Source organism: Teichococcus aerofrigidensis (assembly GCF_054073225.1).
In genome coordinates, this window is the sequence record NZ_JBSXMU010000006.1 from 1 (window position 1) to 19,927 (window position 19,927).

At 69.4% G+C, this 19,927-nt stretch carries 17 protein-coding genes; 14 read left to right on the forward strand and 3 right to left on the reverse strand.

Annotated features, from left to right (window positions below):
- Positions 1-63: 63 nt before the first annotated feature.
- On the reverse strand, positions 64-627 hold the full coding sequence (gene msrA / locus ACVMLK_RS02865) for a peptide-methionine (S)-S-oxide reductase MsrA (protein WP_232477382.1): 564 nt from the start codon (positions 625-627) through the stop codon (positions 64-66).
- A gap of 87 nt (positions 628-714) precedes the next feature.
- Between msrA and ACVMLK_RS02870 the strand changes: the two genes are divergently transcribed.
- Positions 715-1,812, forward strand: coding sequence for a serine hydrolase domain-containing protein (locus ACVMLK_RS02870; protein WP_457485562.1), 1,098 nt, complete (start codon positions 715-717; stop codon positions 1,810-1,812).
- A 55-nt stretch (positions 1,813-1,867) separates the two neighbouring features.
- The gene (locus ACVMLK_RS02875; RefSeq protein ID WP_457485563.1) at positions 1,868-2,890 is read left to right on the forward strand and encodes a dipeptidase; all 1,023 of its coding nucleotides are present in this window, start codon (positions 1,868-1,870) and stop codon (positions 2,888-2,890) included.
- A gap of 37 nt (positions 2,891-2,927) precedes the next feature.
- Here the strand turns inward: ACVMLK_RS02875 and ACVMLK_RS02880 are convergent, their stop codons facing one another.
- Complete coding sequence (locus tag ACVMLK_RS02880; RefSeq protein ID WP_457485564.1) at positions 2,928-4,307, reverse strand: formimidoylglutamate deiminase; 1,380 nt, start codon at positions 4,305-4,307, stop codon at positions 2,928-2,930.
- A gap of 82 nt (positions 4,308-4,389) precedes the next feature.
- Between ACVMLK_RS02880 and hutC the strand changes: the two genes are divergently transcribed.
- The 12 genes from hutC to ACVMLK_RS02940 all read left to right on the forward strand — a co-directional run bounded on the left by hutC (position 4,390) and on the right by ACVMLK_RS02940 (position 18,388).
- Positions 4,390-5,118 carry a histidine utilization repressor gene (hutC, locus tag ACVMLK_RS02885; RefSeq protein WP_457485565.1) on the forward strand — a complete coding sequence of 243 codons (729 nt, stop codon included), beginning with the start codon at positions 4,390-4,392 and terminating at the stop codon, positions 5,116-5,118.
- A gap of 48 nt (positions 5,119-5,166) precedes the next feature.
- Positions 5,167-6,858, forward strand: a complete 1,692-nt coding sequence (gene hutU, locus ACVMLK_RS02890; protein WP_457485566.1) for a urocanate hydratase — start codon at positions 5,167-5,169, stop codon at positions 6,856-6,858.
- Entirely contained in the window at positions 6,855-8,357 is a 1,503-nt protein-coding gene (gene hutH / locus ACVMLK_RS02895) for a histidine ammonia-lyase (protein ID WP_457485567.1), read from the forward strand. Before hutU ends, hutH begins: the two co-directional genes overlap by 4 nt.
- 1 nt (position 8,358) lies before the next feature.
- Positions 8,359-9,582, forward strand: a complete 1,224-nt coding sequence (gene hutI, locus ACVMLK_RS02900) for an imidazolonepropionase (protein WP_457485568.1) — start codon at positions 8,359-8,361, stop codon at positions 9,580-9,582.
- A gap of 242 nt (positions 9,583-9,824) precedes the next feature.
- The gene (gene pdhA / locus ACVMLK_RS02905) at positions 9,825-10,859 is read left to right on the forward strand and encodes a pyruvate dehydrogenase (acetyl-transferring) E1 component subunit alpha (RefSeq protein ID WP_457485569.1); all 1,035 of its coding nucleotides are present in this window, start codon (positions 9,825-9,827) and stop codon (positions 10,857-10,859) included.
- A 3-nt stretch (positions 10,860-10,862) separates the two neighbouring features.
- Positions 10,863-12,278, forward strand: coding sequence for a pyruvate dehydrogenase complex E1 component subunit beta (locus tag ACVMLK_RS02910; protein WP_198367772.1), 1,416 nt, complete (start codon positions 10,863-10,865; stop codon positions 12,276-12,278).
- Positions 12,279-12,293: 15 nt separating this feature from the next.
- Positions 12,294-13,685 (forward strand): pyruvate dehydrogenase complex dihydrolipoamide acetyltransferase, encoded by a 1,392-nt coding sequence (locus tag ACVMLK_RS02915; protein ID WP_457485570.1) that lies wholly within the window; start codon positions 12,294-12,296, stop codon positions 13,683-13,685.
- Positions 13,682-14,164: a GNAT family N-acetyltransferase gene (locus tag ACVMLK_RS02920; RefSeq protein WP_422923949.1), complete on the forward strand. Its 483-nt coding sequence runs from the start codon at positions 13,682-13,684 to the stop codon at positions 14,162-14,164. Before ACVMLK_RS02915 ends, ACVMLK_RS02920 begins: the two co-directional genes overlap by 4 nt.
- Positions 14,165-14,188: 24 nt before the next feature.
- The gene (gene lpdA / locus ACVMLK_RS02925; protein ID WP_457485571.1) at positions 14,189-15,583 is read left to right on the forward strand and encodes a dihydrolipoyl dehydrogenase; all 1,395 of its coding nucleotides are present in this window, start codon (positions 14,189-14,191) and stop codon (positions 15,581-15,583) included.
- 105 nt (positions 15,584-15,688) lie between these two features.
- The gene (lipA, locus tag ACVMLK_RS02930) at positions 15,689-16,702 is read left to right on the forward strand and encodes a lipoyl synthase (RefSeq protein ID WP_457485572.1); all 1,014 of its coding nucleotides are present in this window, start codon (positions 15,689-15,691) and stop codon (positions 16,700-16,702) included.
- A complete protein-coding gene (locus tag ACVMLK_RS02935) occupies positions 16,702-17,190 on the forward strand; it encodes a type II toxin-antitoxin system RatA family toxin (RefSeq protein ID WP_457485573.1) in 489 nt (162 codons plus the stop codon). Before lipA ends, ACVMLK_RS02935 begins: the two co-directional genes overlap by 1 nt.
- Before the next feature lie 133 nt (positions 17,191-17,323).
- Entirely contained in the window at positions 17,324-18,388 is a 1,065-nt protein-coding gene (locus ACVMLK_RS02940; RefSeq protein WP_198367768.1) for a threonine aldolase family protein, read from the forward strand.
- Between the two features lie 43 nt (positions 18,389-18,431).
- On the opposite strand, the gene ACVMLK_RS02945 is transcribed toward ACVMLK_RS02940, so the two are convergent.
- Positions 18,432-19,829 (reverse strand): dipeptidase, encoded by a 1,398-nt coding sequence (locus ACVMLK_RS02945; protein ID WP_457485574.1) that lies wholly within the window; start codon positions 19,827-19,829, stop codon positions 18,432-18,434.
- Between the last annotated feature and the right edge of the window lie 98 nt (positions 19,830-19,927).

The following is a 19,927-nucleotide window of genomic DNA, read 5'->3' on the forward strand; positions in this document are numbered from 1 at the left end:
CGAGAGGCTAAGGGCGCCGTCCGCTTTATTGCCCCTTTCCCGGATTTACGGACCAGGCTTGGCCTAGGCGGCCTGCGGCCTGAGGCGCTGCGCGAAGCGCTTCCGGAACTTGGCAACCTTCGGAGCAATCACGGCCCGGCAGTAGCCGGACCACGGATTGTTCCGGAAATAGTCCTGGTGTTCCGCCTCGGCCGGCCAGAAGCGGCCGGCGGCCGCGATCTCCGTCACGAGGGGCGCGGGCCAGAGCTCCTCGCGCGTGACCTCCGCCATCACCTCCCGCGCCGTCCTCTCCTGTTCGGGGGAGAGGGTCAGGATGATGCTGCGGTATTGCGGCCCGATATCCGCGCCCTGGCGATCCTTTGTCGTGGGGTCGTGCAGGGTGAAGAAGATGCGCAGAACATCCGCATAGGAGATCTCGGACGGGTCGAAGGTGACCTTCACCACCTCCGCGTGGCCGGTCTGCTTGCCGCAGACCTGCTCATAGGTCGGATGCTCCGCATGGCCGCCCGCATAGCCCGACACAACCTCCTTCACGCCCTGCAGATCACGGTAGGCCGCGTCCAGACACCAGAAGCAGCCTCCGCCCAGGATCGCCGTCTCGCCACCTTCCATCCCGAAACCCTCCATTGACCGGATCCTGCAGATGGGGTCGGCCCCGCCGGCCGTCCATGCCTCCGCTTGCCGGGACTCGCTGTCGCGTTCAGGCTGGGCGTCATGGAAGCTTTGCCCTTTGCCGGCGCCCCGGCGCCCGCGTCGAATTTCGATCCCGCCCGGCTCGCCGGCGCCGTCGCCTTCGCCCAATCGCGGGAGACACCGTTCCCCCGCGACCTGCTCGCGCATCTGCGAAGCGGCTATTTCGAGCCTCCCCCGGACAATGAGGTCCTGGGCAATACAGCGCCCCGCGGCGCGCCCAACGGCCTGCTGCTGCTGCACGGCCGCCCGGTGGCCCGGTGGGGGGACACACAGCAGGTCGACATGACCTTCAGCGTGGCCAAGAGCTACCTGGCCCTGCTGGCAGGCCTGGCCTGGGGCGACGGCCTCATCGCCGATCTCGACGCGCCTGTCCGGGACACTGTCCGGGATGCGGCTTTCGAGGGTGATCACAACGGCCGCATCACCTGGCGCATGTTGCTGGAGCAGACCAGCGAATGGGAAGGCACGTTGTTCGGCAAGGCGGACCGGATCGACCGGGGCCGCGACCTGAAGCGGGAGGGCAAGGCCGAGAAGGGGCTGGACCGGCCGCTGGAGGCGCCGGGCAGCTACTGGGAATACAACGACGTGCGCGTCAATGCGCTGTCCCTGGCCCTGCTGCACCGCTTCCGCGCGCCCCTGCCCGAGGTCTTCGCCGAGCGGATCCTGAAGCCCATCGGCGGCAGTGGCAGCATGCGGTGGGAGGGTTACCGCACCAGCGACGTCGAGATCGAGGGACGCTTCATCCAGTCGGTGTCCGGCGGCGGCCATTGGGGTGGCGGCGTCTTCACCCATGCCGAGGATCAGGCCCGGATCGGGCAGCTGATGCTGAATGATGGCCTCTGGGACGGCCGGCGCATCCTGCCGGAGGGATGGGTCCGGGCCTGTACCACGCCATGCCGCCTCAATCCGGACTATGGCCTGCTCTGGTGGCTCAACGGCAATGGCCGCTACCCGGGCGCCAGCCGCGAGAGCTTCCTGGCGCAGGGAGCGGGCGGCAACTACATCTGGGTCGATCCGCGGCACGGGCTGGTGGGCGTGTTCCGCTGGCTGGATCCGGCGGCGCTGCCCGACATGCTGGAGCAGGTGACGGCCGCGCTGGAGGGCGCCGCCGCCGGTTGACGCCTTGCCCCCCACCGGCGAGGCTTTCCGCCCTGCCAGGTCGTCCGGACGCGATATGCAACCTCCTCCGCCTTCCGCCGCCGTCCATGCCGCGACGCTCACGCTGGACACCCATGTGGACATCCCCTGGCCGGACCCGCCCGACCCAAGAGGTCCGACCCAGCGGTGCGTGGACTTCGCGAGGATGGCGGCGGGCGGCCTGAAGGCCGTGGTCTTCGCCGCCTATCTGCCCCAGGGGCCGCGCACGCCGGAGGGACATGCGGCGGCCAGCCGGCGTTGCGAGGCCATGCTGCGCGCCATCCGGGCGACGGCCGGCGGGCAGGAGCGGCGAATCGTCGGTCGCGCCGCCGAGCTGGAGGCGTTGCGCTCCGGCGGCACCGGCATCCTGCTGGCGGTCGAGAACGGCTATGGCATGGGGGAGGATCTGTCGCGGCTGGCGTTGTGGCGTGGACTCGGCGCCTGCTACGTGACGATCACCCACAATGGCCACAACGCCCTGGCTGATGCCGCGATCCCCCGGCCCGACCTGGGGGACGGGCCGGTCCTGCACGGGGGCCTTTCAACGCTGGGCCGCGCGGCGATCGCCGAGATGAACGCCCTGGGGCTGCTCGTCGATGTGTCCCATGCGGCGAAGAGCACGATGCTGCAGGCCGTCAGCCTGTCCCGGGCCCCCGTGGTGGCCACGCATACCTGCTGCCGCGCCCTGCGCGACCATCCGCGCAATCTGGATGACGAGCAGATGGATGCCCTGCGCGCCGCGCACGGGCTGATGCAGATCACGGCGGTCCCGGGCTTCCTGCGGGGCCCGGATGCCGATGGCAGGGCCCGGGCGAGCGTCAAGGACATCGTCGATCACGTGGATTATGCCGTGCAGCGCATGGGCATCGCCCATGTCGGCCTGTCCTCGGACTTCGATGGCGGCGGCGGCGTGGACGGCTGGATGAGCGCCGCGGACAGCCCCAACCTGACGGCCGAGCTGTTGCGCAGGGGCTATGACCGGGACGCGATCGGCCTGCTCTGGTCCGGGAACTTCCTCCGCCTGATGCGGGCCGCCGAGGCGGTGTCCGCCGCCGGCTGACGCTGGCTTCCGGATCGGCGGACGACGCAGACCTCGATCATGCCGCCAGCCTCGCCATGGCTTGGCGGAAGCGGGCAAGGATGCGCTCCGCATCGACGTGCCGGCCCTGGCGCACCACCTCCCGGCCCCCGGCGATGACCTGACGCACCGGATTGCCCTGCCCGCTGAACACCCAGGCGTCGAGCAGTTCGTCTCCCTGCCGGCCGCAGAGAGCGGGGTGATCCGGGTCGAGCACAATCAGGTCGCAGCGCTGGCCGGTTGCGATGCCGCGGATCGGGCGCCCGCTGGCCTGAGCGCCGCCGGCGAGGGCCGCGTCCAGCAGCACGCGGCCGGGATGCGGGTTGGCCTCGTCCGTGGCCACGGAGCGCTGCCGCCGCGCCAGGCGCTGGCTGGTTTCCAGCTGGCGCATCTCGTCGCGGGGGGAGGTGCCGACATGGCTGTCCGTCCCGAAGCCGTATCGCCCGCCCGCGGCGCGGAAGGCGGGCAGATCGAAGATGCCGTCGCCCAGTGAGGCCTCGGTGCTGGGGCAGAGGCCGGCCACGGCGCCGCTGCGGGCCAGGCCGGCCGACTCCGCCTCGGTCATGTGCGTGCAGTGGATCAGGCACCAGCGGGCATCCACCGGAAGGTGATCGAGCAACCATTGCACGGGCCGCGCGCCGGTGGCGGCCAGGCATTCGGCCACCTCGCGCGGCTGTTCGGCGGCATGGATGTGAATCGGTCCGTCATGCCGGGCGATCTCGGCGAGCATCGCCGGCGTCACCGCCCGCAGGGAATGGGGGGCCAGACCGATCCCGGCCTGTGGATCGCCGGCGATGGCGCCCCGGATGCCCTCGACGATGCGCCAGAAGCCATCCAGGTCATTGAGGAAGCGCGCCTGGGCCGGAACCGGCGGTTGGCCGAAGATGCCGCCATGCCGGTACAGGCTCGGCAGCAGGGTGATGCCGATGCCGGTGGCGCGGGCGGCGGCATGGTGCCGCAACGCCATCTCCGCAGGTTGCGCATAGGGTGTGCCGTCCGCCTGGTGATGCAGGTAGTGGAACTCGGCGACGCTGGTGAATCCCCATTCCAGGCATTCGGCATAGAGTTGCGCCGCCACGGCCTCCGCGTCCTCCGGCGTGAAGCGGCTGACGAAGCGATACATGGTCTGGCGCCACGTCCAGAAGGAGTCCGCCCCACCCTCGCTGTCACGCGCCTCCGGCGGGGAGCGGCGCTCGGCATGCCCCGCCATGGCGCGCTGGAAGGCATGCGAATGCAGATTGGCCAGGCCGGGCAGGACAAGGCCCGGAAGCCTGTCCGCCCCCTCCGGCACGGCATCGGTCGTGACCGAGGCTATGCCGCCCGCGGCCGACACCTCGATCAGCACGTCATGCGCCCAGCCTTCGGGAAGCAGTGCCTGCGGGGCGAAATAGCGGGACATGCCGGACCTTTCTCCATGGGACGGGCGCATCGTCTTTCAGGTTGACGAAACTTGTCAAGACAACCAATCTGCGCGTATGTCCGTGACGATATCTCCTCCACCGACGCCTAGCCCCACGACACCGCGCTACCAGCAGATCAAGGCTTTCATCCTGTCCCGCGTGGCCAGTGGCGAATGGGCCGCCGAGGATCGCGTGCCGTCGGAGAACGAGCTGGTGAAGCTGACCGGGGTCTCCCGCGTCACCATCAACCGGGCCCTGCGGGAGCTGGCGGATGCCGGGCTCCTGGTGCGTGTGCAGGGCGTCGGCACCTTCGTGGCGCCGAGCAAGCCGCAGTCCAGCCTGCTGGAGCTGCGCGACATCGCGGAGGAGATGCGGGAGCGCGGCGGCACGCATTCCGTCCGGGTGCTGGCGCTGGACCGCTGCCGGCCCGGCGCGGAGCTGACGCGGAGCTTCGGCCTGCCGGACGGGGCCGAGCTGTTCCGCTGCCGGCTGACTCACCTGGAGAATGGCCTGCCGGTCCAGTTCGAGGACCGCTACGTCAATCCGGTCATAGCGCCGCGCTTCCTGGAGCAGGATTTCACCCGTGTCACCCCCTATGGCTACCTGACCTCCTGCGCGCCGCCCGAACGGATCGAACATGTGGTGGAGGCGATCCGGCCGGAGGCGGAAGCCGCCGCCGCGCTGGGCATCCCCGCCGACGAGCCCTGCCTGCTGATCCACCGCCGGACCTGGTCCTGGGGGCTGGTCGCCACGCGCGCATGGCTCACCCATCCCGGCTCGCGCTACCGCCTCGGCGGCGCGCTGGACTGACCGCCCCCTCACCCCCCCCTCACCCCCCCTTTCCCAGGGATCGGCCTCATGTCGCAAACCCGTCTCCGCAACGCCCCGGCCATCCGCGCTCCGCGAGGCAGCACCCTGCACGCCCGGCAATGGACCACCGAGGCGGCCATGCGGATGCTGATGAACAACCTGGACGACGAGGTCGCCGAGCGCCCGGGAGAGCTGGTGGTCTATGGCGGCATCGGGCGCGCCGCGCGGGACTGGCGCAGCTACGAAACCATCCTGGCCGTGCTGAAGCGCCTGAAGGACAACCAGACCCTGCTGGTGCAGTCCGGCAAGCCGGTTGGCGTCTTCGAGACGCATGCCGATGCGCCGCGGGTGCTGATCGCCAATTCCAACCTGGTGCCGCGCTGGGCCAACTGGGACACGTTCAACGAACTCGATCGTGCCGGGCTGATGATGTACGGCCAGATGACGGCGGGGTCGTGGATCTACATCGGCTCGCAGGGCATCGTGCAGGGCACCTACGAGACCTTCGTGGAGGCCGGGCGCCAGCATTTCGGCGGCGACCTGGCGGGACGCTGGATCCTGACGGCCGGGCTGGGCGGCATGGGGGGCGCGCAGCCCCTGGCCGGCGTCTTCGCCGGCGCCTCCGTCCTGGCCGTCGAATGCCAGCCCTCGCGCATCGAGAAGCGGCTGGAGACCGGCTATCTGGACCGGCGCGCGGAGAGCCTGGATGAGGCCCTGGCCATGATCCGCGCCGCCTCGGCGGCGCGGGCGCCGCTCAGCATCGGCCTCCTGGGCAATGCGGCCGAGGTCTTTCCCGAACTGGTCCGCCGTGGCGTGACGCCGGATATCGTCACCGACCAGACCAGCGCGCACGACCCGTCCAACGGCTATCTTCCCGCTGGCTGGACGCTCGCCGAATGGGAGGAGAAGCGGCAGACCGATCCCAGGGCCGTGGCGGCCGCCGCGCGGCGGAGCATGGTCGGGCATGTCCAGGCGATGCTGGACTTCAAGGCCATGGGCAGCGCCGTGCTCGACTACGGCAACAACATCCGGCAGATGGCGCGGGACGAAGGGCTGGAGAATGCCTTCGGCTTCCCCGGCTTCGTGCCGGCCTATATCCGGCCGCTCTTCTGCCGGGGCATCGGCCCGTTCCGCTGGGCCGCCCTCTCCGGCGACCCGGAGGATATCCGCCGGACCGACGACAAGGTGCGGGAGCTGATCCCGGACGACCCCCATCTGCACCGTTGGCTCGACATGGCGCGCGAGCGGATCCGGTTCCAGGGACTTCCGGCCCGGATCTGCTGGGTCGGCCTCGGGCAGCGGCACCGGCTCGGCCTCGCCTTCAACGAGATGGTGGCCCGGGGTGAACTCGCGGCGCCGATCGTGATCGGCCGCGACCATCTCGATTCCGGCTCGGTGGCCTCGCCCAACCGCGAAACGGAAGCCATGCGCGACGGGTCCGACGCGGTCTCGGACTGGCCGCTGCTGAACGCCCTGCTCAACACCGCCTCCGGCGCCACCTGGGTCTCGCTGCATCACGGCGGCGGCGTCGGCATGGGGTATTCGCAGCATGCCGGCATGGTGATCGTGGCCGATGGCACGGAGGATGCGGCCCGGCGCCTGCGGCGCGTGCTGTGGAACGACCCGGCCACGGGGGTGATGCGGCATGCCGATGCCGGCTATGACATCGCGCTCGACTGCGCTCGGGAGCAGGGCCTCGATCTGCCGATGCTCGGCATCGGCCCGGAGGCCGGCCGATGATCGTCACGCCCGGCGGGATCACCCTTCCCGCGTTGCACGCCATCATGGCGGGCGAGCCCCTCGCGCTCCCGGCCGGCTGGGAGGCGGCGGTGGAGACCTCGGTCGCCGCCCTGGCCGAGCGCATCGCGGAAGGCGAGGCGCTCTATGGCGTCAACACCGGCTTCGGGAAGATGGCCAGCACCCGCATTCCCCCCGCCGAGCTGGTCAGGCTGCAGGGCAATCTGCTGCGCAGCCACGCGGCCGGCATCGGCTCTCCCCTGCCGGCGCCCGTGGTGCGGCTGATCCTGGCGCTCAAGGCCCTGTCGCTCGCGCGCGGCGCCTCGGCCGTGCGGCCCGTCGTCATCTCCCACCTGCTGGGCCTGCTGAATGCCGGGATCCTGCCGGTCATTCCCTCGAAGGGCTCGGTCGGCGCCTCCGGCGATCTGGCGCCGCTCGCCCATCTCTCCCTGGTGCTGATCGGCGAGGGCGAGGCCATGCTGGGAGAGGCGCGCCTGCCGGGGGCCGCGGCGCTCCGTCACGCGGGGCTGGAGCCCCTGCAACTCGGACCCAAGGAGGGCCTGGCGCTGCTCAACGGCACCCAGGTCTCCACGGCCCTGGCGCTGGTGGGCCTCTTCAGGGCGCAGGCGCTGCTGGGCAGCGGGCTCGTGGCCGGCGCTCTGAGCGTCGATGCCGCGCGCGGCTCCGACACGCCCTTCGATCCGCGCATTCACGCGCTGCGGGGCCAGCCGGGACAGATCCGCGTCGCCGCCACGCTGCGCCACCTGCTGGCCGGCAGCGCCATCCGCGAGAGCCACCGGCGCGACGACCCCCGGGTGCAGGATCCTTACTGCCTGCGCTGCCAGCCGCAGGTCATGGGCGCCTGCCTCGATCTTCTCGATCAGGCCGGCGGCGTGCTGGAGCGCGAGGCCAATGCGGTGACGGACAATCCGTTGGTGACGCCGGAGGGCGAGGTGCTCTCGGGCGGCAACTTCCATGCCGAACCGGTGGCCTTCGCGGCGGACACCATCGCCCTGGCCCTGGCCGAGATCGGCGCCCTGTCCGAGCGCCGCATCGCCCTGCTGATCGACCCCGCCCTCTCCGGCCTGCCGGCCTTCCTGGTGCGGGAGGGCGGGCTGAATTCCGGCTTCATGATCGCCCAGGTGACGGCGGCGGCCCTGGCCAGCGAGAACAAGGCCCTGGCGACACCACGGAGCATCGACAGCCTGCCGACCAGCGCCAATCAGGAGGATCATGTCAGCATGGCCACCGGCGCCGGGCTCAGGCTGGCGGAGATGGCGGACAACACCGCCGCCATCCTGGCCATCGAACTGCTGGCGGCGGCGCAGGGCGTCGGCTTCCACCGCCCCGCCGCCACCTCCGCGGCGCTCGAGGCCGTGCTGGCAGAGGTCCGCGCCGTCGCCGCGGCCTGGGATGAGGACCGTCACATGGCGCCCGACATCGTCGCGGTGAAGGCCCTGGTCGAGGCCGGAGCCTTCTCCACCCTGGCGGGGACCGTCTGACATGTTCGATCGCGTCTGGCTCAATGCCAGCCTGGCCACCATGGATGGCCCGCCGGAGGCTCCGCTGGGCATCGTCACCGACGGCGCCCTGGCGGTGCGGGATGGGATGATCGCCTGGCTGGGACACCGCCGTGACCTGCCGGGACCGGCACAGCACAGTGTCGACTGCGACGGCGCCTGGATCCTGCCGGGGCTGATCGACTGCCACACCCATCTGGTGTTCGGCGGCGACCGGGCCGCCGAGTTCGAGCAGCGCCTCGAAGGCGCGACCTATGAGGAGATCGCCCGCGCCGGCGGCGGCATCTTCTCCAGCGTGCGCGCGACACGCGGGTCGAGCGAGGAGGATCTCCTCGCCTCGGCCCGCCCCCGGCTGCGCGGCCTGATGGCCGAAGGCGTCACCACGGTGGAGATCAAGTCCGGCTACGGGCTGGACAGGGACACCGAACTCCGGATGCTGCGGGTTGCGCGCCGGCTCGGCGCTGAAGAGCCGCTGAGCGTGCGCACCTCCCTCCTCGCCGCCCACGCCGTGCCGCCCGACTTCCCGGGCGGCGCCGAGGGCTACACGGACTTCGTGGCGCGGGAGATCATTCCGGAGGCGGCGCGGCTCGGCCTCGCCGATGCGGTGGATGCCTTCTGCGAGCGCATCGCCTTCTCTCCGGCCCAGACCGGACGGATCTTCGACGCCGCCCGTGCCGCCGGCCTGCCCGTGAAGCTCCATGCCGACCAGTTGTCGGATCTTGGCGGCGCCGCGCTGGCGGCGCGCCACTCCGCGCTGTCGGCCGATCACCTGGAGTACACCGGCGCCGACGGCTTCCGGGCGATGGCGGCGGCCGGGACCGTCGCGGTTCTGCTGCCGGGCGCGACCTACTTCATCCGCGAGACCCGCCATCCGAATATCGCGGCCATGCGGGAGGCGGGACTGCGCATGGCGATCGCCACGGACATGAATCCGGGCTCCTCACCTGCCCGGTCCCTGATCCTGATGCTCAACCTGGCCTGCACCTTGTTCCGGCTCACCGTCAACGAGGCGCTCCTTGGCGTGACGCGACAGGCCGCCGCGGCGCTGGGGTTGCGGGACCGCGGACGCCTCCGCGCCGGGTTGCGCGCCGACCTCGCCTTCTACCGAATCGGCCGGCCGGCGGAGCTCTGCTACTGGATCGGGGGCAATCCGTGCTGGGGCCGCGTCGGCGCGGGCCGCGACGCCGGGGAGGAACCCACCGGTTGAGGGAGTAAGTGGGGGCTGGCCGGACGCGGCGAGCCGTCCCGCCATCAACGATCCGTGACCCCGCAGGCGCGCGCTCTCGATTCGAATTCGGAATAAGCTTGATTTCGGTTAATCTTTATATTGCAATGCAGCATCAGTGACTTAGCGTGCGCGAGGAACTTGCAGGACCGGCGCGGGACACGTATCTCGACGATGACGCCGCGATCAATTTCGAGCGGCGGCCGACAAGATGGAGCAGCCGGATGGTCCAAAGCGCCGAAGCGGGCACCAGCAAGCGTCGCGGCAGGAGGGCTCCGCCGGCATCCGAGGCCTCATTGGCACAGGAGCAGCTGCTTCAGGCCTACCAGGACATGTTGTTGATCCGCCGCTTCGAGGAGAAGGCCGGGCAGCTCTACGGCATGGGCCTGATCGGCGGCTTCTGCCACCTCTACATCGGCCAGGAGGCGGTGGTTGTGGGTATGCAGCTCTGCCTGCAGCCCGGTGATCAGGTCATCACCTCCTATCGCGACCATGGACACATGCTGGCCACCGGCATGGAAGCGCGCGGCGTGATGGCGGAGCTGACGGGGCGCAGCGGCGGCTATTCGCGCGGCAAGGGCGGCTCCATGCACATGTTCAGCCGGGAAAAGGGATTCTACGGCGGGCACGGCATTGTCGGCGCCCAGGTCTCGCTCGGCGTCGGACTGGCCTTCGCCAACATGTACCGCGACAACGGCAATGTCAGCCTGACCTATTACGGCGACGGCGCGGCCAACCAGGGCCAGGTTTTCGAGAGCTATAATCTCGCGGCGCTCTTCAAGCTGCCCGTCGTCTTCATCATCGAGAACAACAAGTACGGCATGGGCACCAGAGCCGACCGCGCCTCGGCCTCCAAGAACCGTTCGAAGGACGGCGCGCCCTGGGGTATCCCCGGTGAGCAGGTGGACGGCATGGACGTCGTGGCGGTGAAGCAGGCCGGCGAGCGGGCCGTGGCGCATTGCCGCGAGGGGAAGGGTCCGTACATCCTGGAGATGCAGACCTATCGCTATCGCGGCCACTCGATGTCCGACCCCGCGAAGTACCGCACGCGGGAGGAGGTGCAGAAGATGCGCGAGCAGCATGACTGCATCGAAACCGTGCGCAAGCGGCTTCTGGATGGTGGCCTGGACGAGGCGGAACTGAAGAAGGTGGACGATGAGGTGAAACGCATCGTCGCCGATGCCGCCGAGTTCGCCCAGACCTCGCCGGAGCCCGACGAGAGCGAGCTCTGGACCGACATCCTGCTGGAGGCCCGCTGATCCATGGGTGCCACGATTCTGATGCCCGCCCTTTCCCCGACGATGACCGAGGGGAAGCTGGCGCGCTGGCTCAAGAAGGAAGGCGATACCGTCGCCGCCGGTGACGTGATCGCCGAGATCGAGACCGACAAGGCCACCATGGAGGTCGAGGCGGTTGATGAGGGTGAGCTGACCAAGATCCTGGTGCCCGAGGGGACCGAGAATGTCGCGGTCAATTCGCCCATCGCCGAGATCGATGGCGGTGACGGGCAGAAGGCCGCATCCGGCCCGCAGGAGCCGGTGTCGAACGCGACCCAGGCCGGCGGCGAAACCGCCGAGGTCGCGAAGGTGGCGGAAAACAACGCCGCCATCGCCGCCCGGGGCGCGGAGGAGCGCGAAGGCGTGCCGGCGCAACCCAAGGCGCCCGCCGTCGAGCCCGAGAAGGACTGGGGCGAGACCAGGAGCATCACGGTGCGCGAGGCGCTGCGCGACGCCATGGCGGCCGAGATGCGCGCCGACGACAAGGTCTTCCTGATCGGCGAGGAGGTCGCGCAGTACCAGGGAGCCTACAAGGTCTCCCAAGGGTTGCTGGACGAGTTCGGCCCGAAGCGCGTCGTGGACATGCCGATCACCGAGCACGGTTTCACCGGCATGGCGGTCGGCGCGGGCATGACGGGGCTGAAGCCGATCGTCGAGTTCATGACCTTCAACTTCTCGATGCAGGCCATCGACCAGATCATCAACAGCGCCGCCAAGACGCTCTACATGTCCGGCGGCCAGCTCGGCTGCCCGATCGTCTTCCGCGGACCCAATGGCGCGGCCGCGCGCGTCGCGGCGCAGCACTCGCAGTGCTATGCCTCCTGGTATGCGCATGTCCCCGGCCTGAAGGTGCTGGCGCCCTGGTCGGCCGCCGATGCCAAGGGCCTGTTGCGCGCCGCCATCCGCGACCCCAATCCGGTGATCTTCCTCGAGAACGAGATCCTCTACGGCCAGAGTTTCGAATGCCCGGTGGACGAGGACTTCGTTCTGCCCATCGGCAAGGCGAAGATCGAGCGCACTGGCAAGGACGTGACCATCGTCGCCTTCTCCATCGAGGTCGGGCTGGCGATGCAGGCGGCGGAAAAGCTGGCGGCGGACGGTATCGAGGCCGAGGTGATCAACCTGCGCAGCCTGCGCCCGCTCGACACCGACACCATCGTCGCCTCGGTGAAGAAGACCAATCGCCTGGTGACGGTGGAGGAGGGCTGGCCCTTCGCCGGTATCGGTGCGGAGGTGGCCATGCAGATCATCGAGCATGCCTTCGACCACCTGGATGCGCCGCCGGTGCGCGTCGCGGGCAAGGATGTGCCGATGCCCTATGCCGCCAATCTGGAGAAGCTGGCCTTGCCGACGATCGCGGACGTGGTCGAGGCCGCCAAGCAAGTCACCTACCGGAAGTAAAGGGGAAGCGGGACCATGGCCACCAACATCCTGATGCCCGCCCTCTCCCCGACCATGACCGAGGGGACGCTGGCGCGTTGGCTCAAGAAGGAAGGCGAGGCGGTCAAGTCCGGCGATGTGCTGGCCGAGATCGAGACCGACAAGGCGACGATGGAATTCGAGGCCGTGGATGAGGGCATCCTCGGCAAGATCCTGGTCCCCGATGGCACCGAGGGCGTGAAGGTCAACGCCCCGATCGGCATCATGGTCGAGGATGGCGAGGAGGTTCCCGCCGACGCGGCCGCCGGACCGAAGGCGGCGCCGAAGCAGGAAACCAGCCCGGACAGCAAGCCTGCCTCGGGCCCCGGTGAGCAGCAGCCCAAGGCAGCGACGGCGCCCGAGAACAAGGTGCCGGAGAATAGGATGCCCGAGAACAGGGCGCCGGAGAGCGGGGTACCCGAGAACAAGGCCGCGGCGGCCGGGAAGGAGGGCGAGCGCGTCTTCGCCTCCCCCCTCGCCCGCCGCATGGCGCAGCAGGCCGGCCTCGATCTGGCGGGCATTCAGGGTTCGGGCCCGAATGGGCGGATCGTGAAGGCGGATGTCGAGGCCGCCGCCGGCCAGCCCCGGAAGGCGGCGGCGGCCCCGGCCGCCGCGCAGCCCGCCGCGGCACCGGCACCGGCACCGGCACCTGTCCCGGCCAAGGCTCCGGCCGCCGCACCCGCCATCACGGCCCCGCACACCGCCGTGCCGAATTCCTCCATGCGCAAGGTCATCGCCAAGCGCCTGGCGGAGAGCAAGGCGACGGTGCCGCATTTCTATGTCTCGATGGACATCGAGCTGGATGCGCTGTTGAAGCTGCGGGCCGACCTGAACGCGCGCGCGCCGAAGGACGGTCCCGGCGCCTTCAAGCTCTCGGTGAACGACCTCATCATCAAGGCGGCGGCGCGCGTGCTGCGGCAGTTCCCGAATGTCAATGCGAGCTGGACCGATGACGCCATCATCCAGTACCAGGATGTGGACATTTCGGTCGCCGTCTCGATCCCGGATGGGCTGATCACGCCGATCGTCCGCAAGGCCGATCAGAAGGGCCTGGCGGCCATCAGCACCGAGATGAAGGATCTGGCGGCCCGCGCCAAATCCGGCAAGCTCAAGCTGGAGGAGTTCCAGGGCGGCGGCTTCAGCATCTCCAACATGGGCATGTACGGGGTGAAGGACTTCGCCGCGATCATCAATCCGCCGCAGGCCGGCATCCTGGCGGTTGGCGCGGGTGAGCAGCGCCCGGTGGTGAAGGACGGCGCCCTGACCATCGCGACGGTGATGACCTGTACCCTCTCCGTCGATCATCGCGTGGTCGATGGCGCCCTGGCCGCGGAATGGATCGCCGCCTTCAAGAAGGTGGTCGAGGACCCGCTGAGCCTGATGCTGTGAGCGAAGCCTCCGGCTTCACGCTGCGCGGCCTCCGTCCCCGGGACGCCGAGGCGGTCCATCGCCTGATCCTGGCCCTGGCCGCTTACGAGAAGCTGGAGCATGAGGTGACCGCCAGCGCGCAGGACTATTATGGCGCGCTGGCGACCCGCAGGATCCAGGGCCTGCTGGCGGAGGCCGAGGGCGAGGCCATCGGGATCTGCCTCTGGTATGAGACTTTCAGCACCTTCGCCGGCAGGACAGGCCTCTGGATCGAGGATGTCTATGTCGAGCCGGAGTTCCGGCGGCATGGCATCGGCCTCGCCTTCTTCCGCGCCGCGGCCCGCCATGCGCTGGAGGCGGGGCATGCCTGGATGGAATGGAATGTGCTCGACTGGAACGAGCCGGCCCTCGCCTTCTACCGGCGGATCGGCGCGATCCCGCGCAGTGAATGGACCGATCAACGGCTCTCCGGCGAGGCGCTGCGCGCCCTCGCAGGCTGAGTGATCTCGAAGGAACCGGACGACATGGCCGAGCAGTTCGACCTGGTGGTGGTGGGCGGCGGCCCGGGCGGCTATGTCGCCGCCATCCGCGCCGCGCAGTTGAAGATGAAGGTCGCGCTGGTGGAACGCGAGCATCTCGGCGGCATCTGCCTGAACTGGGGTTGCATCCCGACCAAGGCCCTGTTGCGCGCCTCCGAGATCAACCACCTGCTGCACAGCCTGGATCAGTACGGCTTCGCGGCGGACAATATCCGCTACGACTTCGCCAAGGTGGTGAAGCGGTCGCGGCAGGTGGCCTCGCAGCTCTCCTCCGGTGTCAAGGGACTGCTGAAGAAGAACAAGGTCACGGTGTTCGACGGGCACGGCAAGCTCGCCGGCCCCGGCAGGCTCGCGGTCAGCAAGGACGGCAAGGCCGTGGCCGAGATCCAGGCGAAGCACATCATCCTGGCCACGGGCGCCCGCGCCCGCGTCATCCCCGGCATCGAGCCCGACGGCAGGCTGATCTGGTCCTACCGCGAGGCCCTGCAACCGGACATCATGCCGAAGAAGCTGATCGTGATCGGCTCCGGCGCCATCGGCAGCGAGTTCGCCTCCTTCTTCCTGAACATGGGCGCGGAGGTCACGCTGATCGAGGTGATGGACCGGATCCTGCCGGTCGAGGACGCCGAGGTCTCCACCTTCGTGCAGAAGTCCTTCGCCAAGCAGGGCATGAAGGTCATCACCGGCGCCCGGGTACAGGGCGTGCGCAAGTCCGGCGACGGGGTGATCGCTGTCATCGAGGCGGCCAACAAGGTCACGGAGATCCAGGCCGACCGCCTGATCTCGGCCGTCGGCATCGTCGGCAATGTCGAGAATCTGGGCCTCGAAGGCACCAAGGTGAAGGTCGAGAAGACCCACGTCATCACCGATGAATACGGCCGCACGGGCGAGGATGGCGTCTATGCCATCGGCGATCTCACGGGGGCGCCGTGGCTGGCGCACAAGGCCAGCCATGAGGGCATCGTCGTCGTCGAGGCCATCGCCGGACAGCATCCGCACCCCGTGGAGGTCTCCAACATCCCCGGCTGCACCTACTGCCGCCCGCAGGTTGCCTCGGTCGGCCTGACCGAGGTCAAGGCCAGGGAACTCGGCCACGAGGTCCGGGTCGGGCGTTTCCCCTTCATCGGCAATGGCAAGGCCATCGCCCTCGGCGAGCCGGAGGGCTTCGTCAAGACGGTCTTCGACGCCAGGACCGGGGCGTTGCTCGGGGCGCATATGGTCGGCCCCGAGGTGACCGAGATGATCCAGGGCTACACCATCGCCCGGACCCTGGAGACGACCGAGGCGGAACTGATGCACACGGTCTTCCCCCACCCCACCGTCTCGGAAGCCATGCATGAGTCGGTGCTTGATGCCTATGGCCGGGTGATCCACATCTAGGGGCAGGACAGCCGGAAGCGCCTCGCAATGGGGCGTGGCCTGGCTTTATAGAGGGCGGTTGCGGCGGCTTGGCCGCGGCCGTCGTTACACAACCGGGATTCCCGAATGGCTACGCGCATCCTGATCGATCACCGGGCCGGCGGCGCGGTCTCCAATGCCGAAAGCGCCCCGGCGCCGGTCGGAAAGCCTCTGCGGCATCCGGAGAAGGCGCACCGGCCGGACAATCCCATCAAGCGCAAGCCGGAATGGATCCGCGTCAAGGCGCCGACGCACCCCGTCTATCACGAGACGCGCAACCTGATGCGCGAGAACAAGCTCGTGACGGTCTGCGAGGAGGCGGCCTGCCCGAATATCGGGGAATGCTGGTCGCAGCGCCATGCCACCATGATGATCATGGGGGAGATCTGCACCCGCGCCTGCTCCTTCTGCAACATCACCACGGGCATGCCTAAGCATCTGGACGCCGATGAGCCGCGCCGCGTCGCCGATGCGGTGGCGCAGCTGGGCCTGCGCCATGTGGTCATCACCAGCGTGGACCGGGACGATCTGCCCGATGGCGGCGCCGCGCATTTCGCCGCGGTGATCGGCGCCATCCGCCTGGCCGCGCCGGACACCACCGTGGAGATCCTGACCCCGGACTTCCTGCGCAAGGATGGCGCGCTGGAGGTTGTCGTGGCGGCGCGCCCCGATGTCTTCAACCACAATCTCGAAACCGTCCCCAAGCTCTATCCCACCATCCGACCCGGCGCGCGCTACTATCATTCGCTGCGTCTGCTGGACCGGGTGAAGCATCTCGATGCCGGGATCTTCACCAAGTCCGGCCTCATGGTCGGGCTGGGCGAGACCCGGCTCGAGGTGCTGCAGGTGATGGACGACATGCGCAGCGCCGAGATCGACTTCCTGACCATCGGCCAGTACCTGCAGCCGACGGTCAAGCATGCCGCCGTCGACCGCTTCGTCGAGCCGGCCGAATTCGAGGACTATGCGCGGATGGCGCGCGGCAAGGGCTTCCTGCTGGTCTCCGCCACCCCCCTGACCCGGTCCTCCTATCACGCCGACCGCGACTTCGCCGCCCTGCGTGACGCACGCCATGCCAAGCTGCGGGCCAGCGCCGCCTGATGCCCACTCATGCCGAGAAGCGCATCCTGCGCTATACGCCCGAGCAGTTGTTCAACCTCGTCGCCGATGTCCGGCGCTACCCTGAATTTCTGCCCTGGTGCGTCGGGGCGAGGGTCGTGTCGCAGACCGAGACGGAGCTTCTGGCCGACCTGACCATCGGCTTCAAGCTGTTCCGCGAGACCTTTCGCTCCCGGGTGGAACTGGAGAGGCCCGGCGAGATCCGCGTCCGGTACGAGAACGGCCCCTTCCGATATCTGAACAACACCTGGAAGTTCAGGCCCGTGGAGGCAGGGACCGAAGTCGACTTCTTCGTTGATTTCGAGTTCCGCAGCGCCCTGCTGCAGGCGGTGATCGGTGTTGTCTTCAATGAGGCCGTGCGTCTCATGGTCCGGGCCTTCGAGCGGCGCGCCATGGTGCTGTATGGCCGTGACGGCCTGAACCGCGCCGCCCCAGGGCCACTGGGCGAGAAATCCCCGGCGGGGGGCTGACGCCGGGGCACCACCCTGGCAGTCTCCGACTGTCATGAGCCCTGCCCGCCTCCTCGCCCGCGAAGCCGGACGCCATGGTTCCCGGGCCTGCAGCCGGCCGGACGAACCGCATTGCTGAGCTGAAAGGCAACCCATGGTCCATGTCCCCGCCCGCCCGCCGGCCGGCGCTCCGCCGGTGCGTATCAACCTCTATTCGGACACGCAGACCCGGCCCAGCCCTGGCATGAAGGAGGCCATGATGGCCGCCGAGGTGGGTGACGAGCAGCATGGCGACGATCCCACCGTACATGCCCTCTGCGACAGGATGGCCGCGCTCCTCGGCAAGCAGGCCGCGGTCTTCCTGCCTTCAGGGACGATGTGCAACGTCATCGCCATCCTGACCCATTGCCGCCCCGGCGATGAGATCCTGGCCCATGAAACAGCGCATATCCTGAGCAGCGAAGGCGGCACCCATGCCGCCCTGGCCGGAGCGCAGATCCACCCTCTGCAGGGCGCCAGAGGCATGTTCGACGCGGAAACCCTCCGCGCCGCCATTCGCCCCCGCACGCGCCATGCCCCGCCGCAGAGCCTTCTGGAAGTCGAGCAGACGGCCAATATCGGCGGCGGGGCGATCTGGCCGCAGGCGGAGCTGGATGCCGTGGTGGCCATTGCCCGCGAGCAGGGCTGGGCCACCCATATGGATGGCGCGCGCCTGATGAATGCCGTGGTCGCCGCGGACATCCCGGCGGCGGAGATGGTCGCCGGCTTCGATTCGGTCTGGCTCGACTTCACCAAGGGTCTGGGCGCGCCGCTCGGCGCTGTGCTGGCCGGCTCGCAGGAGTTCATCGACACGGCCTGGCGCTGGAAGCAGCGGCTGGGCGGCGCCATGCGGCAGGCCGGCATCTGCGCCGGTGCCTGCCTCTACGCGCTGGACCACAACGTCGATCGCCTGGCCGAGGATCACGCCAATGCGAAGGCCCTGTCGCGCGGACTGCGGCAGATCCCCGGAATGGTCGTCGAGGAGCCGGACACCAACCTGGTCTTCTTCGAACCGTCCGGCGCCGGCATCGAGGCCGGGGCCCTGGTGAAGGCCCTGCGCCTGCAGGGCATCCAGCTTTCCATGCTGGGCGGCCGCATCCGCGCCTGCCTGCACCTGGACGTCTCCGCCCCGATGATCGACGAAACCCTGGCCGCCATCCGGACCGCGGTGAACCGCTGACCTGGCGTGGCCGGGCGGGCCATGGCGTCGCCCGGCCGCTCCCCTACCGCGCCCCGGCCAGCGCCGCCAGAAGGCGGGCGTGGCTCCGCCCGCCGGCATGCAGGCAGGCGAGTTCGAACTTCTCGTTCGGGCTGTGGACCTGATCGTCGTCCAGTCCGAAGCCCATCAGCAGGCTGTCCAGGCCCAGGATACCCTTGAGGCTGGAGACCACCGGAATGGATCCCCCGCCCCCGGCCAGCACGGCGGGGCGGCCGAACTCCTCTTCCAGCACCTCCCGCGCCGCTGTCATCCAGGGCGAGTCCGTGGCCATGGCGATCCCGGGCGCCAGGCCGAAGACCTGAAGATCGAAGCGCGCATCCGCCGGCAGGCGCGCCTGGACGAAGGCCCGGATCCCCTCGACGATCTTCTGCGGGTCCTGTCCCGGCACGAGGCGGCAGGACAGCTTGGCATGACCCTCACAGGCGATGACGGTCTTGGACCCCTCGCCCATATAGCCGCCCCAGATACCGTTGATATCGGCCGTCGGGCGAGCCCAGAGGCGTTCCAGGGCGCCACGGCCCGCCTCGCCGCCGGGAACGGAGAGGCCCTGAGCGAGCAGGAAGGCGGATTCGTCGAAATCCAGCGCCGCCCAGGCGGCCCGCTGCGCCGCATCGGGCTCGGCCACGCCGTCGTAGAATCCGGGGATCTGAACGCGCCCCTCGGCGTCCTTAAGCTCCCCCAGGATCTCGGTCAGCAGGTTGAGGACATTTCCAGCCGAACCGCCGAACAGGCCGGAATGAAGATCCCGCTCGCCCCGCCGGAGGTCGATCTGCACATAGGCGAGGCCGCGCAGGCTGACCGTCAGGGCGGGCGTCCGCGGATCCCACATGTTGGTGTCGCTGATCACGGCGATGTCGGCCGAGAGAAGCTCCCGCTCCTCCCGCAGCACCCTGTCGAGGTTGGGGCTGCCGATCTCCTCCTCGCCCTCGACCAGCACGGTGACACGGACCGGAGGGCCGCCGGCGGCGCTGTTCCAGGCCCGCAGCGCCGCCAGCCAGGTCATCACCTGGCCTTTGTCGTCCACCGCCCCGCGCGCCACGATCCGCTGACCCCGGGGGCCAGGTACGATCGCCGGATCGAAGGGGGGGCTGGTCCAAAGCTCCAGCGGCTCGGGCGGCTGGACATCGTAGTGTCCGTAGATCAGGACGTGCGGCGCTTCGGGGCCCGGGCCGGGATGGGTCGCGATCAGCACCGGATGGCCCGGCGTCTCCCGCAATCCCGCCTGGAAACCCAGTGCGACAAGTTGCTCACCCAGCCATTCGGCCGCCTTTCGGCAGTCCGGCGCGTGGGCAGGCTGTGCGCTGACGCTCGGAATGCGCAGCCATTCGATGAGGCTGGCCTCCGTTTCGGCGCGGGCGGAATCGAGCGCGGTCAGAACCCGCGCGGTGAGGTCGTTTGGCATGGCGCGCCAGTCTCGCGCCATGCCTTCCCCAAGGGAAGTCCCAAGGGAGGTCCCAAGGGAGGTCCCAGAGGCGGTCCCGACCGCGGGGATCAGGGCCG

Excerpts from the sequence above, each read along its gene's own strand:
- msrA (WP_232477382.1), bottom strand. The coding sequence starts at position 627 with ATGGAGGGTTTCGGGATGGAAGGTGGCGAGACGGCGATCCTGGGCGGA.
- ACVMLK_RS02870 (WP_457485562.1), top strand. The coding sequence starts at position 715 with ATGGAAGCTTTGCCCTTTGCCGGCGCCCCGGCGCCCGCGTCGAATTTC.
- ACVMLK_RS02875 (WP_457485563.1), top strand. The coding sequence starts at position 1,868 with ATGCAACCTCCTCCGCCTTCCGCCGCCGTCCATGCCGCGACGCTCACG.
- ACVMLK_RS02880 (WP_457485564.1), bottom strand. The coding sequence starts at position 4,307 with ATGTCCCGCTATTTCGCCCCGCAGGCACTGCTTCCCGAAGGCTGGGCG.
- hutU (WP_457485566.1), top strand. The coding sequence starts at position 5,167 with ATGTCGCAAACCCGTCTCCGCAACGCCCCGGCCATCCGCGCTCCGCGA.
- hutH (WP_457485567.1), top strand. The coding sequence starts at position 6,855 with ATGATCGTCACGCCCGGCGGGATCACCCTTCCCGCGTTGCACGCCATC.
- hutI (WP_457485568.1), top strand. The coding sequence starts at position 8,359 with ATGTTCGATCGCGTCTGGCTCAATGCCAGCCTGGCCACCATGGATGGC.
- pdhA (WP_457485569.1), top strand. The coding sequence starts at position 9,825 with ATGGTCCAAAGCGCCGAAGCGGGCACCAGCAAGCGTCGCGGCAGGAGG.
- ACVMLK_RS02910 (WP_198367772.1), top strand. The coding sequence starts at position 10,863 with ATGGGTGCCACGATTCTGATGCCCGCCCTTTCCCCGACGATGACCGAG.
- ACVMLK_RS02915 (WP_457485570.1), top strand. The coding sequence starts at position 12,294 with ATGGCCACCAACATCCTGATGCCCGCCCTCTCCCCGACCATGACCGAG.
- lpdA (WP_457485571.1), top strand. The coding sequence starts at position 14,189 with ATGGCCGAGCAGTTCGACCTGGTGGTGGTGGGCGGCGGCCCGGGCGGC.
- lipA (WP_457485572.1), top strand. The coding sequence starts at position 15,689 with ATGGCTACGCGCATCCTGATCGATCACCGGGCCGGCGGCGCGGTCTCC.
- ACVMLK_RS02935 (WP_457485573.1), top strand. The coding sequence starts at position 16,702 with ATGCCCACTCATGCCGAGAAGCGCATCCTGCGCTATACGCCCGAGCAG.
- ACVMLK_RS02940 (WP_198367768.1), top strand. The coding sequence starts at position 17,324 with ATGGTCCATGTCCCCGCCCGCCCGCCGGCCGGCGCTCCGCCGGTGCGT.
- ACVMLK_RS02945 (WP_457485574.1), bottom strand. The coding sequence starts at position 19,829 with ATGCCAAACGACCTCACCGCGCGGGTTCTGACCGCGCTCGATTCCGCC.